Source organism: Streptomyces sp. NBC_01335 (assembly GCF_035953295.1).
GTDB lineage: Bacteria > Actinomycetota > Actinomycetes > Streptomycetales > Streptomycetaceae > Streptomyces.
Window position 1 is genome coordinate 4,089,245 of the sequence record NZ_CP108370.1, and the last position, 12,764, is coordinate 4,102,008.

The following is a 12,764-nucleotide window of genomic DNA, read 5'->3' on the forward strand; positions in this document are numbered from 1 at the left end:
GGATCCTGGGACGCGGACGGCGGGCCCGGTGACCGGGCCCGCCGTGACGTGCGGTGGAGCGGATCGCATGGTCCGCCCGCGTACGCGGATCAGCCGGCGGAGCCGCCGGACCGGGCCGTGATCCAGGTGGGGAGACCGGCGAGGATCTCCCGGTAGAACGTGGCGTCCGGGATCGCGGCGGGTGCGGGGCCCGCGTGGAAGAACCCGGCGTGCTCGGCGTCCAGCTTCCGCAGGAAGTCGAAGCCCTTGGCGTCGTGGTCGCCGAACGCGACGAACTGGAAGTAGAGCGGCAGCCGGGCGGCGTCGGTCAGCGCCTGCTTGGCCGCGACCTTGGCGTCCGGCGGGCCGTCCGTCTGGAAGACGACCAGCGCCGGGCCGGTGGCGCCGGACTTCTCGTAGTGGGAGACGACCTCTTCGACGGCCCGGTGGTAGTGGGTCCGCCCCAGGCGCCCCAGACCGGCGTTCACCTGGTCGATGCGGCCCTCGTGGCCTTCGAGGCCGACCGTTGCCGTGCCGTCGATGTCGGTGGAGAAGAAGACCACGTCGACCGTGGCGTTCTCGTCCAGGTGCGCGGCGAGGGCCAGCGTGCGGTCGCCCAGGTGCTGGGCGCTGCCGTCCTTGTAGAACGGCCGCATCGAGCCCGAGCGGTCGAGCACCAGATAGACGGAGGCCCGGAAGCCCGTCAGCCCCTGCGCCTTGAGCGCGGCCTGCGCGGACTTGTACGGGGCGACCAGGCCGGGGGCGCGCGACTTCACCCGGGCGAGTGAGGTGGCGGGCTTGGCGGCGGGAGAGGCGGCCGTGGCCTCGGGGGCGGACGCTGCCTCGGGAGCCGTCGCCTCGGGGGCCGTCTCCGGCTCGTAGTCGATGATGATCGCGTCGAGGGCCGCCTCGGTGGCCTTCGCGGGGGCCTCGGCCGTCTCCGCGACGGCTTCGGTCCGCTCGGCCTCGGTGTTCGCCGCCTCGACGGCCTCGACCTGCGGTTCGGCGTTCTCGGCCTGCGCCGGTGCGGGCTCCGGGGCGGGGTCGGTCTCCGGCTCCGGCTCGGGCTCCGGGTCCATGTCGATGGTGATGGCGGCAGCGAGGATCTCGGGCTCGACGACCGCCGGCTCCTCGGCCTTTGCGGCCTCGGCCTCGGCCCCGGCCTTTACGGGCTCGGGGGTCTCCGCGATCTCGGGGGTCTCGGCGGCCTCCGGGGCCGCGGGCCGCTCGTCCACCTCGGCGGACGGCGCGGCAGCCTGCTCGGGCAGGGAGACCGGCTCGGACTCGGCGGCAGGCTGCGCTTCGGCGGCCGGCTCAGTCTCGACAGCAGGCTCGGGCTCGACAGCCGGCTCGGGCTCGGCGACAGGCTCGGGCTTCGCTTCGGACGCGGGCTTGGGGCCCGTGTTCTGGGCGGGCACCGTCGGCTGCGGGGCGGCGGACGGCTGGTCGAAGGCGGCGGCGACCAGCGCGGCCGCGTTGCCCTGGTCCGACCGGTCCGCGCTGTCCGACCCGCCCGTACCCGCGTCCGAGGAGGAGCGCGAGGCGGAGGAGAGGGGGGATGCGGCGGGGGCGGGAACGGTCACCTTCGGCTCGGCGGCCGGGGCGCTCTCCGGGACCGCGTCCGATTCCGGCTCCGTCGATCGGGCGCGCTCACCCTGAGGAGGAACGGTGGCCGTGGTCGGCTCGTCCTGCTCCCGGCCGAACACCTTGCGCAGCAAGCTCCGAATGCCCATGGGCGAGGCCTTTCGCGTGAGTTGGGTGCGGGAAATGTCCGACCCGTGGAAAATCATCCCTGGCCAGGACGGATACGTAAGGTTAGCGGCCGGATCAGGCCGTTCGGCGGTCCGGCCCGCACGCGGGTGAACCGACGCGCAACCGTTTCCTTGCGACAACCCAAGAGTTCGGCGGTCAGGCGGACTTCGCCGCTGGTTGGCGTACCTGTTCCTCAACACCCGGACGGACGTACCTCGTCACGGTGCGCACACGATCCGTCCCCGCGCCGGGTGCCGGTGGTCCGCCCCGGCAGCGGTCTCCGCGCGAGCGGCTCCCCCGTTACAGTCGGACCATGGTTTCGGTTTCCGGTGAAGCTCCGCAGGCGGCAGGCAGCGTCCGGGTCGATGTGTGGATCTGGTCGGTGCGGTTGACGAAGACCCGGGCGCAGGCGGCTGCCGCCTGCCGGGCGGGACACGTCAAGGTCGCGGGTGAACGCGCCAAGCCCGCCCAGTCCGTGCGGGTCGGCGACGAGGTGCGGCTGCGGCACGAGGGCCGGGACCGGATCGTCACCGTGTCGAAGATCGTGAAGAAGCGCGTCGGCGCCCCGGTGGCGGTGGAGTGCTTCGTCGACACCAGCCCGCCCCCGCCGCCGCGTGAACTGGCGCTCCAGGTGCCGGTCCGCGACCGGGGCGCCGGCCGTCCCACCAAGCGCGACCGGCGCGAGATGGAGCGGCTCCAGGGCGGCCGGGAGGCCGGTCCGCGTTGAGCGGTGCCCGCGCTGATCCATGTCTGCGCGGAAGAGGAGCGGCTGAGCCGTGCGCGGGGAAGCGCCGGTGCGTAACTGCCGCTCACGCTCCGTGTTTCACGTGAAACGTCGTCATGGCTGCGGCGAGGCGATGGCCCGGGCTGCCGCGACTTCCTGGCTGAGCGCGCCGAGGATGCCCTCCTCGATGCCGGTGAGGTCGGTCCGTACCCCCACCAGGGTCTCGCTGGACCGGATTCCCGCCGCGAGCTCCCGCAACTGGCCCTCGATCATGATGGCTTCGCCGGGCTCGGGCGGTGGTGCTCCGTAATTCAGCCGTACCCGGGCGGCTGTTGCCGCGTCGACGATCCGCTCGACGGCGACGACCAGGGGCCACCAGGCCGCCGCGCGGGTGCCCACGGGCGGTGGTTCGGTCAGGGCGCGCTGGAACTCGGAGCGCACCGCCGACAGGTCGCGGTAGAGCTTCCGGCGGGCGCGGACCCGCTCGGCCCGGTCGTGGGCGCTGGTGAAGTCGAAGGCGTAGGCGATGTAGTCGGCGGTGTCCTCCACCGCGACCGCGAGCCGGTCGCCGACGCGGGTGTGCCAGCTCTCCGGCCAGAGCAGATAGCCGGCCACCAGCACGATCGCGCAGCCGAGCAGGCTGTCGAGGAAGCGCGGCTGGACCAGGTTCACGCCCTGGTGGTTGAGGAGGTCGGAGAGCAGCAGGATGGGCGGGGTGACGGCGGCGGTCTGGAAGGCGTACCCCTTGGCCGTCAGCGCCGGGATCAGCGCGGCGAGGACCACCATCGCCGGGACGAACCACCAGCCGGACGGCACCTCGGCCAGCACGGGGGCGGCGACGAGCAGCCCGGCTGTGGTGCCCACGGCCCGCAGTACGGCGCGGGAGAACACCGATCCGTAGTCCGGCTTGAGGACGAAGGTCACGGTGAGCGCCACCCAGTACGAGCGTTCCACCGGGATCAGCGAGGTGAGCGCCTGGGCCAGTCCGATGCAGAGGGCGAGGCGCAGCCCGTAGCGCCAGGACGCCTCGGAGAGCAGCACGGACCGCAGGGAGCGCCGGAGACGGACGCGCAGGGCGGCGGGCCGTCCGAGCCGGTCGTCGACGTTGTACGGATCGGGGTCGCCGCGGTGCACGACGGTCGCCGTGTGGCGCAGCGCGGTGTCCACGGCGTGGGTGGCGGGTGAGTCGGGCGGGGGCAGGTCGGGTGCGGGGCGTCCGGTGCGGCCGCGTTCGACGTCGTCGGCGAGTGCGCGTACCGCCGCCGGGACGGCCTCGGGGAGCCGGCGTCCCTCCCCGTGTGCGGCGGGCGCCGCCTCGACGAGCGGGATCACCACGTTGAGCTGGGAGAGCGTCCGCACCATGGCGGGGCTGCGGCCGTGGTAGCGGGCCCGGCGGGCGAGGATCAGGTCGTAGGAGGTGTTGAGGCGTTCGGTGACGTCCTGGCGGTGCAGTTCGTACGCGGGTGTCCCGGCGGCGTCGAGGAGGGCGGCGACCGCGCGGTAGGTGCGGGCGACCGCGGCGCGTTCGGGGAGTCGGCGGCGGAACGGCCACGAGAGCAGGGCGAGCGCCAGCACCACCAGCCCGCCGAACGCGAGCAGCGCCGGGGCGACCCACCAGGGGTCGGGCATCGGGAGTCCCGCGCCGACCACGGAGTTGAGCAGGAGCAGCAGGCCGGAGACGGAGGCCACGGCGCCGATCGTGGACATCATCCCGGAGATCAGCGCGACGGCGGTGAGCACGCCCACGGAGGCCCAGCCGGTTCCGTACACGAGCGAGCCCAGGGTGACGCCGACGGCGCCGAAGAGCTGCGGGACGGCGATGTTGTAGATGCGCATCCGGTAGGCGTCGGCGGTGTCGCCGATGACACCGGAGAGCGCCCCCATGGAGACCAGCGCCCCGTACGCGGGGCGGTCGGCGGCGAAGCCGACGGCGAGCGGTGCGGCCATGGCGACGGAGGCGCGCAGTACGGCCGCCCAGGGGATCGGGGTGGGCTGCGGGCGGAGTCCGTTGACCAGCCAGGGCGGCGGGGTCACGCGTCGCCTTCCGGTTCCGGCGTCTGCCGTGGCCACGGTTCACTCTCCTCGCGGGTCTGCCCGGGGCGCGGATCCGGCGACCGCGCGGGCCGGGGCGAGCCGGAGTGTACCGGCCGGGGCCGTGGCGGGGGCGGCAGCGGGGGCGCGGGTCACGGGGCGTGGTGTCCGGCGGTGCCGAAGGGCCTCAGGGCGAAGACCGTCTTGCCCCGGGCACCGCCCGCACGATTCTGCGCGAGCGCCTCGGGGGCCTTCTCCAGGGGCAGTTCCAGGTCGACGGGGACGACGAACGCCCCGCTGGTCACCGCCGTCGCGAGGGCGTCGAGCAGCAGCGCGGTCGGCGCGAGCCGGAAGTCGACGGGGAGCGGGCCGGTGTGCGGGGCACGGGTGCCGCCGACACCCCGGGTGGTGAGCGCGATGCCGCCGTCCCGGACGAGGGCGGCGTGCTCGGCGAAGGCGTCCGGGGTTTCGGAGACGAGGTCGGCGAGGGCGTCCACCCCCTGCGGGCAGAGCTCCCGCACGGCGGCGGGGAGCGCTTCCGGCCCGGCGGAGACGTCGAGGGTGCGGGCGGCCCCGAGGATGGTCATCCTGCGGCTCTCGTCGCCGCGTACGGCGGCCAGCACCCGGACGCCCCGGGCGGAGGCGAGCTGGGTGAGGTAGCTGCCGACGCCGCCCGCCGCCCCGACGATCAGCAGGGACTCGCCCTCACCGGCTCCGGTGGCGGCCAGGATCTGGCAGGCGGCGGTCGCGGCGGTCGGCAGGGCGGCGGCGACCTTCAGCGACAGACCGGTGGGGACCAGGGCGATCGGCGAGTCCTGGTGGACCGAGACGTACTCGGCGTAGGCGCCCCCGCCGGGCAGCGGGGCGGTGACCCGGCCGAACACCGGGTCACCCACCCGGAACCGGCTGGGGCCCCGGCCGATCATGTCCACTTGCCCGGCGAAGTCCACGCCGAGGATGTGCGGGAAGCCCCCGGGTGCCGTACCGGCCGCCGGGTCGTCGGCGCGCTGCCAGTCGTACGGGTTGAGGGCCGCGTACGCGATCCGCACCCGCACCTCGCCCGGTGCCGGGTCGGGCTTGGGGAGTTCGACGAGTGCGGGCTCCCCGTGGAGCGCGGTGACGGCGATGGCTCGCATACGGCAACCTCCAGTCGCCCCAACCGTTCAGGCTCCCACTCTCGCCCGGCCCGTTCCGCGCCGCACGTCGGAGGCGGCTCGGCCGGGCCCGCGCGCAGGACCGCCCCGCGTCACCCCGACCGGCGCGAGGTCAGCAGGTACCGGGCGGTGAGGCCGGCCACCAGCAGGACGGCGCCCACCCCCAGGAGCCACCAGACCGTGGTGCGCAGCGAGGCGGTCAGCGCGTCGGAGATCGCCGCCGCGCCGTCCCGGTCGCTCGTGGGCACCGCGTCCAGCACCTGGGAGCGGCCGACGGCGAGCAGCACCCGCAGCACGACGGCGCCCAGGACGAGCCCCCCGCCCACGACGGCGGTGGCGAAGAGCCCGGCCCGCCGGCCGCCCCGGACCGTCGACAGCCCCACCACCAGCACGAGGAGGACCACGGTCGCCACGGCCGGCCAGACGCTGGCGTACCGCAGCCGGCCGAAGGTCTCGCGCACATGGTCGGCCCGGTCCCCGGAGAGGATGGTGAGTTCGGTGCGCTCGACCGGGATCTGGTCGGCGAAGGGCACCCCGCTCACCTCCAGCTCCTTCTTCACCTGCTCGATCACCGGGGCCAGGTCGATGGTCACCGACTCGCCGGAGTCCCCGTCGAGCGCGGCCGTGATCGAGGTGTGGGCGGTGCGGTTCGCCGCGTCCCAGGCGGCACGGAACGCGTCCGTCGTCGTGAACGACAGGACGCCCTGGTGCAGGAAGTCCCGCATCGTCTCCTGGAGCCCACCGAGGTCGATCCGCCGCATCGCCTCGTCGGTGATGAGGTCGGCGACGGTCTCGCGCACGGCGGGGTCGGAGGAGAGCGGAGAGACGGCGGCCACGTACCGGTCGGTGTCGTCGACCTCCAGGTCGACCCAGGCGGAGAGCGCGCTCAGCGGCACCAGGACGGCGAGTACGACGAGCAGCACGGCCGACAGGGTCACCGAGAGAGAGGTCCGCATCTCCTCAGGGAATCCCGGCGGGCGTGGTCGCGCCCCGAGCCGTCGTCCATTCGAGTTGCCGGGCGGCGCGGCCGGGTGTGCGCTGGAGTGAAAAGGGGGCGACGGAAGGAGCTCTCCACCATGGCCACACACGCAGCCATGCCCGGGTCGAGGTCCCGGGTATCGCAGGCCAGGACTCCGGTCCACCGTCACACCGCGATGGTGTGGGCGGTGCCCCTGATCCTCGGCGTCATCTACGGCTTCTACGCGGCGTTCATCCGGCGGGACGGCGGCCCGAGCACGGGCGGTCAGGTGGCACTGGGCTTCGCCGCCGGTGTGGCGTTCGCCGTGCTCTGCTACGCGCTGGCCCGGTTCGAGTACGCGATCCCGCGCGAGGCGCGGGCGGCGGCCTACGGGGCGCTGACGGCGTGCGCGATCGGGTTCCTGGTGAGTCTGACCGACACCAGCGTGCTGCGCTCGGCCATCCTCGGCCTGGCGGTCGGCATCCCGGTGGCGCTCGCCACGTACTACTTCTTCTACTCGCGGGAGGACTGGCCCGAGGAACGGACCACCGACCGGACCACCGGCGGGACGATCTACCGGGCGACGGACAGGACCGCCCACCGGATCACCGACCGACCGCTGCCCGGGGGAGGTGCGGGTGAGCGCCGAACCGGCCGTCGAGACGACCGGACTGGTGAAGGTCTTCGGTGAGAACCGGGCCGTGGACGGCATCGATCTGGCCGTCCCCACCGGAACCGTCTACGGAATCCTCGGCCCCAACGGCGCCGGGAAGACCACCGCCGTCCGGATGCTGGCGACCCTGCTGCGACCGGACGGCGGCAGCGCGCGCGTCTTCGGCCACGACGTGGTGCGGGAGGCCGACGCGGTACGCGGTCTGGTCAGCCTCACCGGGCAGTACGCCTCGGTCGACGAGGACCTCACCGGTACGGAGAACCTGGTGCTCCTCGCCCGGCTGCTCGGCCACTCCCGGTCCGCCGCCCGCTCGCGCGCCGCGCAACTGCTCGAAGGCTTCGGGCTCGGCCCGGCCGCCGGGAAGCAGGTCAAGAACTACTCGGGCGGGATGCGGCGCCGGATCGACATCGCCGCGTCCATTCTGAACACCCCGCGCCTGCTCTTCCTCGACGAACCGACCACCGGTCTCGACCCGCGCAGCCGCAACCAGGTGTGGGACATCGTCCGGGCGGTCGTCGCCCAGGGCACCACCGTGATGCTGACGACGCAGTACCTGGACGAGGCCGACCGGCTGGCGTCCCGCATCGCGGTGATCGACCACGGCCGGGTGATCGCCGAGGGCACCAAGGGGGAGCTGAAGGCATCGGTGGGCTCGGGGACGGTCCACCTGCGGCTGCGGGACGCCGCGCAGCGGCCCGAGGCCGAACGGGTGCTGGTCCGCACGCTCGACGCGGTGGTGCAGCCGGACCCCGACCCGGTGGCGCTGACTGCCCGGGTCGACGGCTCGGGCTCCGAGCGGGGAGCGGCCGAGCGGGCCGCGCGGGCCCTGGCGGAGCTGGCCCGGGCGGGTATCACCGTGGACAACTTCGCGCTGGGTCAGCCCAGCCTCGACGAGGTCTTCCTCGCCCTCACGGACCGGAAGGGAACGGCGGCATGACGGCCACCACGACTCCGACGACCACCGAGCCGGGCACCGGGGCCGACGCGTTCTCCGTACCGGACGCGGAGCGCCTCGCGGCCCTGCTGGTCTCCGGCGAGCGGCCGCCCCGCCCGGGTGCGCTCTCCGTCTCCCTCACCTTCGGGTGGCGCGCGGTCCTGAAGATCAAGCACGTGCCGGAGCAGCTCTTCGACGTGACCGCGTTCCCGATCATGCTCGTGCTGATGTACACGTACCTCTTCGGCGGGGCGCTCGCCGGATCCACCGGGGCGTACATCCAGTTCCTGCTGCCGGGCATCCTGGTGATGAGCGTCGTGATGATCACGATGTACACCGGGGTCTCGGTCAACACCGACATCGTCAAGGGCGTCTTCGACCGGTTCCGCACCCTGCCGATCTGGCGTCCCGCGCCGATGGTCGGCTACCTGCTGGGCGACGTGCTGCGCTATCTGCTGGCCTCGGCGGTGATGCTCACGGTCGGCGTGATCATCGGCTACCGGCCGGACGGCGGCGCGCTCGGCGTGCTGGCGGGGGTCGCGCTGGTGCTGGTGTTCGCCTTCGCCTTCTCGTGGGTGTGGACGATGTTCGGGCTGCTGCTGCGCACCGAGAAGTCGGTGATGGGCGTCAGCATGATGGTGATCTTCCCGCTGACCTTCCTCAGCAACGTGTTCGTCGATCCGAGCACGATGCCGGGCTGGCTCCAGGCCTTCGTGAACAACAACCCGGTGACCCACGTGGCGACGGCCGTACGGGAGCTGATGGCGGGCGACTGGCCGGCGGCGGCCGTCCTCTGGTCGCTGGGGTGGTCGGCGCTGCTGGTGACGGTGTTCGGCCCGGTCACGATGCGGCTGTACAACCGGAAGTGAGCGGGGGCGGAAACGCGCCGACGGCGGTGGGGGCGGCTCCTCGCGGTCCCCGCAGGGATCGGAGGGGGCCGTCCCACCGCCGTCGGGCCGGTCGCTCAGTCGCGTACGACCGTCACCGGGCAGGGGGCGTTCTGGGTGACGTGGAGGCTGACCGATCCCAGCAGGGTCGCCTTGAAGCCGCTGTACCCCCGCGCGCCGACCACCAGCAGATTCGCTCCCTCGGCGCGGTCGATGAGGTTCTGCGCCGGGTTGCCGATCACCACGACCTTGCTGATCCCCGCCGCGCGCTCCGCGCCGAGGGCCTCTTCCAGAGCCTCGGTGAGGGAGATCGTCGCCAGGGCCTGCGGGTCGAAGTCCTCCGGCATGCCCGGCATCATCGACGCCCAGCTGGTGGCCGGGTACTCCCAGCTGTTGACGGCTTCGACGGTGTCGCCGGTGAGGTCGCCCTGGCGCACCGCCCAGTGCAGTGCCTTGATCGACGACGCCGAGCCGTCCACGCCTACGACGATCCTGCCCATGTTCTGCCTCCGCTCGGTCCCGCTCGACCCGATGTCCGGTCCACTCTAAGCAGACCGGACATTCCGGGCATCGGGGTCGGGTGGACCGCCGTGCGTGTCCGTACGGCGAGGGTGCCGGTCAGTCGAGCCGCAGGTCGGCGAGCTGCTGGGCGAACGGCACGATCGCGTCGAGCCCGTCGTCCAGGCCCAGCGTCCGGGAGGCGCCGGAGACCGTGCGTCCCAGGACCGCCGAGGCCAGCTCGCCGCCGGCCCGCCGGATGCGGGACGGCAGGCCGTCGGTGTACTCGTCGCCGGACGAGCCCCAGTCCTCCGACGCCGCGTACACGGACGTCGGTACGGTCACGGCCCGCAGGTACGCGAAGAGCGGGCGCATGGCGTGCTCCAGGACCAGCGAGTGCCGGGCCGAGCCGCCGGTCGCGGCGATCACGACCGGCTTCCCGGTCAGCGCGGTGTTCTCGATCAGGTCGAAGAAGGACTTGAACAGGCCGCTGTACGAGGCGCTGAAGACCGGGGTCACCGCGATCAGTCCGTCCGCCTCGGCCACCGCGTCGACGGCGCCCTGCAGATCGGCCGACGGGAACCCGGTGATCAGGTTCTTCGCGATGTCGACGGCCAGGTCGCGCAGATCGATCGCGCGGACCTCGACCCGGCGGTCCTGTCCGGTCTCCAGCTGCTCCCGGGTGGCCGCCGCCAGCCGGTCGGCCAGCATCCGGGTCGAGGACGGCTGGCTCAGCCCGGCCGACACGGCGACGATCCTGAGCGGGGCGGTGGAGAGTCCGGTGGTGCCCATGGGCGCTGTCATGACGGTCAGACCTCCTTCGAGGCGTTGCGGGCGGCGGTGACGGCCGGGTGGACGGGAGCGGATTCCGGGACCCCGGCGGGGCGCAGGGCCGCGAACTCCTTGCGGAGCACCGGGACGACCTCCTCGCCGAGGATGTCGAGCTGCTCCAGAACCGTCTTGAGCGGGAGCCCGGCGTGGTCCATCAGGAACAGCTGGCGCTGGTAGTCGCCGACGGCGTCACGGAACGACAGGGTGCGCTCGATGACCTCCTGCGGGGAGCCGACGGTCAGCGGCGTCTCGCGGGTGAAGTCCTCCAGCGTCGGGCCGTGGCCGTAGACCGGGGCGTTGTCGAAGTACGGGCGGAACTGCTTGACGGCGTCCTGCGAGTTCTTGGCCATGAACACCTGGCCGCCCAGTCCGACGATGGCCTGGTCGGCGGTGCCGTGGCCGTAGTGGGCGTACCGCTGCCGGTACAGCTCCACCATCTTCTTGGTGTGGGACATCGGCCAGAAGATGTTGTTGTGGAAGAAGCCGTCGCCGTAGTACGCGGCCTGCTCGGCGATCTCGGGGGAGCGGATCGAGCCGTGCCAGACGAACGGCGGCACGCCGTCGAGCGGGCGCGGGGTGGCGGTGAAGGACTGCAGCGGCGTCCGGAACTTCCCCTCCCAGTCCACGACGTCCTCGCGCCACAGCTTGTGCAGCAGGGCGTAGTTCTCGATGGCGAGCGGAACGCCCTGACGGATGTCCTTGCCGAACCACGGGTACACCGGGCCGGTGTTGCCGCGGCCCATCATCAGGTCGACACGGCCGTCCGCGAGGTGCTGGAGCGTGGCGTAGTCCTCGGCGATCTTCACCGGGTCGTTCGTCGTGATCAGCGTGGTGGAGGTCGAGAGGATGAGCTTCTCGGTGCGGGCGGCGATGTAGGCGAGCGTCGTGGTCGGCGACGACGGGACGAACGGCGGGTTGTGGTGCTCGCCGGTCGCGAAGACGTCCAGACCGACCTCTTCGGCCTTCTGCGCGATGGCGAGGGTGGCCTTGATCCGCTCGTTCTCGGACGGCGTCCGGCCGGTCGTCGGGTCGGTGGTGACGTCCCCGACGGTGAAGATCCCGAACTGCATGACGTCCGCCTCCTGTGCTGTGGCCGCTTCAATGTTGTTGAAGCTTGAACTAACTGGTCCCACCCTACAACGGGGACCCCTCACTGGCTATTCCGCCCGCGCACCACCTGTTGCCCGTGAGGGAACGAGGGGGACGCGGGGGTGGTGAGAGCGGTCCGCAGGGGCCTTCGGGCCCTCCGCGCGGGCGGCGGCCGGTGCGTACTCTGGGGGAAACGCAGCTCTGGCCGGAGCTCGCCGGAGCTGCCGGCGCGCGGTCCGCGCGCGTGCGGGACGAGGGAGAGCGGCCGTGAGCGAGAGCGAGAACTGGAAGGAGCGCGGCGTCGCGCTGCGCGTCTTCGTCTACGTCTTCGCCACCCACGCCTTCGCGGGCTTCGTCTACCTGCTCTTCTACGTGGGGGACCACGCCCACAAGTAGGGCCCGGCCCCGTCAGGCCGTGGGGGGGGGGGGGGGGGGGGGGGGGGGGGCTCGCGCGTCAGCGGCGGGCGACGGCCAGGCTGACCACGTACCGCTCCTCGACGGTCCCGTCCGGGAAGGCGGCGGACAGCAGGCCGCGCTCCTCGGCGAGGAAGGCGGCCGTCCCCTCCGCGCCGAGGACCAGGAAGTCGGAGTAGCTGGCGAGGTTGGCCAGATGCGTGTCGAGGGGAACGCGCCGGGACCAGGCGAGCTGCCGTTGGACGAAGTCGAGCCCGGCCGGCAGCCCGCGGAACCGGGCCCGGGGGTCGTGAGGGCGGTCCGCGGCGCCGAAGAGCCGGCGCAGACGGGCGTCCTGGGCGGCGATCCAGGGTGCGGCGGCGTCCGAGTCGTTCCACCAGAGCGCGAGAGCACCTCCGGGGCGGAGCACGCGCAACGCTTCCGGGACGGAGGCGCGCGGATCGGTCCAGTGCCAGGACTGGGCGTAGGTGAGGAAGTCGAGGGAAGCGCCGGCCAGGGGCAGCCGGTCACCGTCCCCGAGCACCAGCGGGACCCCGGGCAGCCGACGGCGGAACTCCGCGGCCATCCCGGCGCCGGGTTCGACCGCGATGACCTGTGCGCCGCGGTCGAGCAGCAGCGCCGTCGCCAGTCCCGTACCGGCCCCGACGTCGGCGACGGCGGCGCCCCCGATCGGACGGCCGCCGAGCTCCTCCACCGCGTCCAGCAGCGTCGGCGGGTAGGAGGGGCGGTTCGCGGCGTACGCGGCGGCGGCGAGGTCGAACGATCGGGCCTGCGAAGTCCTTTTCATACGGCCATTGTTGGAGGGGCTGTTCCCCGCGCCGCCACTGGTTTTTCCGGGAG

12 protein-coding genes and 1 pseudogene are annotated in these 12,764 nt (G+C 73.1%); 5 read left to right on the forward strand and 8 right to left on the reverse strand.

Features of this window, described 5'->3' with window-relative positions; all coding sequences use genetic code 11:
* Positions 1-89 precede the first annotated feature (89 nt).
* The gene (locus OG599_RS17530; RefSeq protein ID WP_327176909.1) at positions 90-1,712 is read right to left on the reverse strand and encodes a VWA domain-containing protein; all 1,623 of its coding nucleotides are present in this window, start codon (positions 1,710-1,712) and stop codon (positions 90-92) included.
* A 332-nt stretch (positions 1,713-2,044) separates the two neighbouring features.
* Between OG599_RS17530 and OG599_RS17535 the strand changes: the two genes are divergently transcribed.
* Positions 2,045-2,458: an RNA-binding S4 domain-containing protein gene (locus tag OG599_RS17535; protein ID WP_327176910.1), complete on the forward strand. Its 414-nt coding sequence runs from the start codon at positions 2,045-2,047 to the stop codon at positions 2,456-2,458.
* Positions 2,459-2,569: 111 nt separating this feature from the next.
* On the opposite strand, the gene OG599_RS17540 is transcribed toward OG599_RS17535, so the two are convergent.
* From OG599_RS17540 to OG599_RS17550, 3 genes are all read right to left on the reverse strand, one after another.
* A complete protein-coding gene (locus tag OG599_RS17540) occupies positions 2,570-4,525 on the reverse strand; it encodes an FUSC family protein (protein WP_327176911.1) in 1,956 nt (651 codons plus the stop codon).
* A gap of 113 nt (positions 4,526-4,638) precedes the next feature.
* Positions 4,639-5,622, reverse strand: a complete 984-nt coding sequence (locus tag OG599_RS17545) for an NADP-dependent oxidoreductase (protein ID WP_327176912.1) — start codon at positions 5,620-5,622, stop codon at positions 4,639-4,641.
* Between the two features lie 110 nt (positions 5,623-5,732).
* Positions 5,733-6,596, reverse strand: coding sequence for a hypothetical protein (locus OG599_RS17550; protein WP_327176913.1), 864 nt, complete (start codon positions 6,594-6,596; stop codon positions 5,733-5,735).
* Positions 6,597-6,716: 120 nt separating this feature from the next.
* Here OG599_RS17550 and OG599_RS17555 point away from each other — a divergent pair.
* The 3 genes and pseudogenes from OG599_RS17555 to OG599_RS17565 all read left to right on the forward strand — a co-directional run.
* Positions 6,717-7,124 (forward strand): annotated as a pseudogene (locus OG599_RS17555) (hypothetical protein); the annotation flags it as partial.
* Positions 7,125-7,236: 112 nt separating this feature from the next.
* A complete protein-coding gene (locus OG599_RS17560) occupies positions 7,237-8,208 on the forward strand; it encodes an ATP-binding cassette domain-containing protein (RefSeq protein WP_327176914.1) in 972 nt (323 codons plus the stop codon).
* On the forward strand, positions 8,205-9,074 hold the full coding sequence (locus OG599_RS17565; RefSeq protein ID WP_327176915.1) for an ABC transporter permease: 870 nt from the start codon (positions 8,205-8,207) through the stop codon (positions 9,072-9,074). Before OG599_RS17560 ends, OG599_RS17565 begins: the two co-directional genes overlap by 4 nt.
* A 95-nt stretch (positions 9,075-9,169) precedes the next feature.
* Here the strand turns inward: OG599_RS17565 and OG599_RS17570 are convergent, their stop codons facing one another.
* From OG599_RS17570 to OG599_RS17580, 3 genes are all read right to left on the reverse strand, one after another.
* Positions 9,170-9,592: a universal stress protein gene (locus OG599_RS17570; RefSeq protein WP_327176916.1), complete on the reverse strand. Its 423-nt coding sequence runs from the start codon at positions 9,590-9,592 to the stop codon at positions 9,170-9,172.
* Positions 9,593-9,710: 118 nt separating this feature from the next.
* Positions 9,711-10,394: an FMN reductase gene (locus OG599_RS17575; RefSeq protein ID WP_327176917.1), complete on the reverse strand. Its 684-nt coding sequence runs from the start codon at positions 10,392-10,394 to the stop codon at positions 9,711-9,713.
* A gap of 5 nt (positions 10,395-10,399) precedes the next feature.
* Entirely contained in the window at positions 10,400-11,491 is a 1,092-nt protein-coding gene (locus tag OG599_RS17580; RefSeq protein ID WP_327176918.1) for an LLM class flavin-dependent oxidoreductase, read from the reverse strand.
* A gap of 286 nt (positions 11,492-11,777) precedes the next feature.
* Between OG599_RS17580 and OG599_RS17585 the strand changes: the two genes are divergently transcribed.
* The gene (locus OG599_RS17585; RefSeq protein WP_327176919.1) at positions 11,778-11,906 is read left to right on the forward strand and encodes a DUF6126 family protein; all 129 of its coding nucleotides are present in this window, start codon (positions 11,778-11,780) and stop codon (positions 11,904-11,906) included.
* A gap of 58 nt (positions 11,907-11,964) precedes the next feature.
* Here the strand turns inward: OG599_RS17585 and OG599_RS17590 are convergent, their stop codons facing one another.
* Positions 11,965-12,711: a class I SAM-dependent methyltransferase gene (locus OG599_RS17590; protein ID WP_327176920.1), complete on the reverse strand. Its 747-nt coding sequence runs from the start codon at positions 12,709-12,711 to the stop codon at positions 11,965-11,967.
* Between the last annotated feature and the right edge of the window lie 53 nt (positions 12,712-12,764).

Bases quoted from the DNA above. Each gene is read 5' to 3' on its own strand.
- OG599_RS17530 (WP_327176909.1), bottom strand. From the start codon at position 1,712: ATGGGCATTCGGAGCTTGCTGCGCAAGGTGTTCGGCCGGGAGCAGGAC.
- OG599_RS17535 (WP_327176910.1), top strand. From the start codon at position 2,045: ATGGTTTCGGTTTCCGGTGAAGCTCCGCAGGCGGCAGGCAGCGTCCGG.
- OG599_RS17545 (WP_327176912.1), bottom strand. From the start codon at position 5,622: ATGCGAGCCATCGCCGTCACCGCGCTCCACGGGGAGCCCGCACTCGTC.
- OG599_RS17550 (WP_327176913.1), bottom strand. From the start codon at position 6,596: ATGCGGACCTCTCTCTCGGTGACCCTGTCGGCCGTGCTGCTCGTCGTA.
- OG599_RS17565 (WP_327176915.1), top strand. From the start codon at position 8,205: ATGACGGCCACCACGACTCCGACGACCACCGAGCCGGGCACCGGGGCC.
- OG599_RS17570 (WP_327176916.1), bottom strand. From the start codon at position 9,592: ATGGGCAGGATCGTCGTAGGCGTGGACGGCTCGGCGTCGTCGATCAAG.
- OG599_RS17575 (WP_327176917.1), bottom strand. From the start codon at position 10,394: ATGACAGCGCCCATGGGCACCACCGGACTCTCCACCGCCCCGCTCAGG.
- OG599_RS17580 (WP_327176918.1), bottom strand. From the start codon at position 11,491: ATGCAGTTCGGGATCTTCACCGTCGGGGACGTCACCACCGACCCGACG.
- OG599_RS17590 (WP_327176920.1), bottom strand. From the start codon at position 12,711: ATGAAAAGGACTTCGCAGGCCCGATCGTTCGACCTCGCCGCCGCCGCG.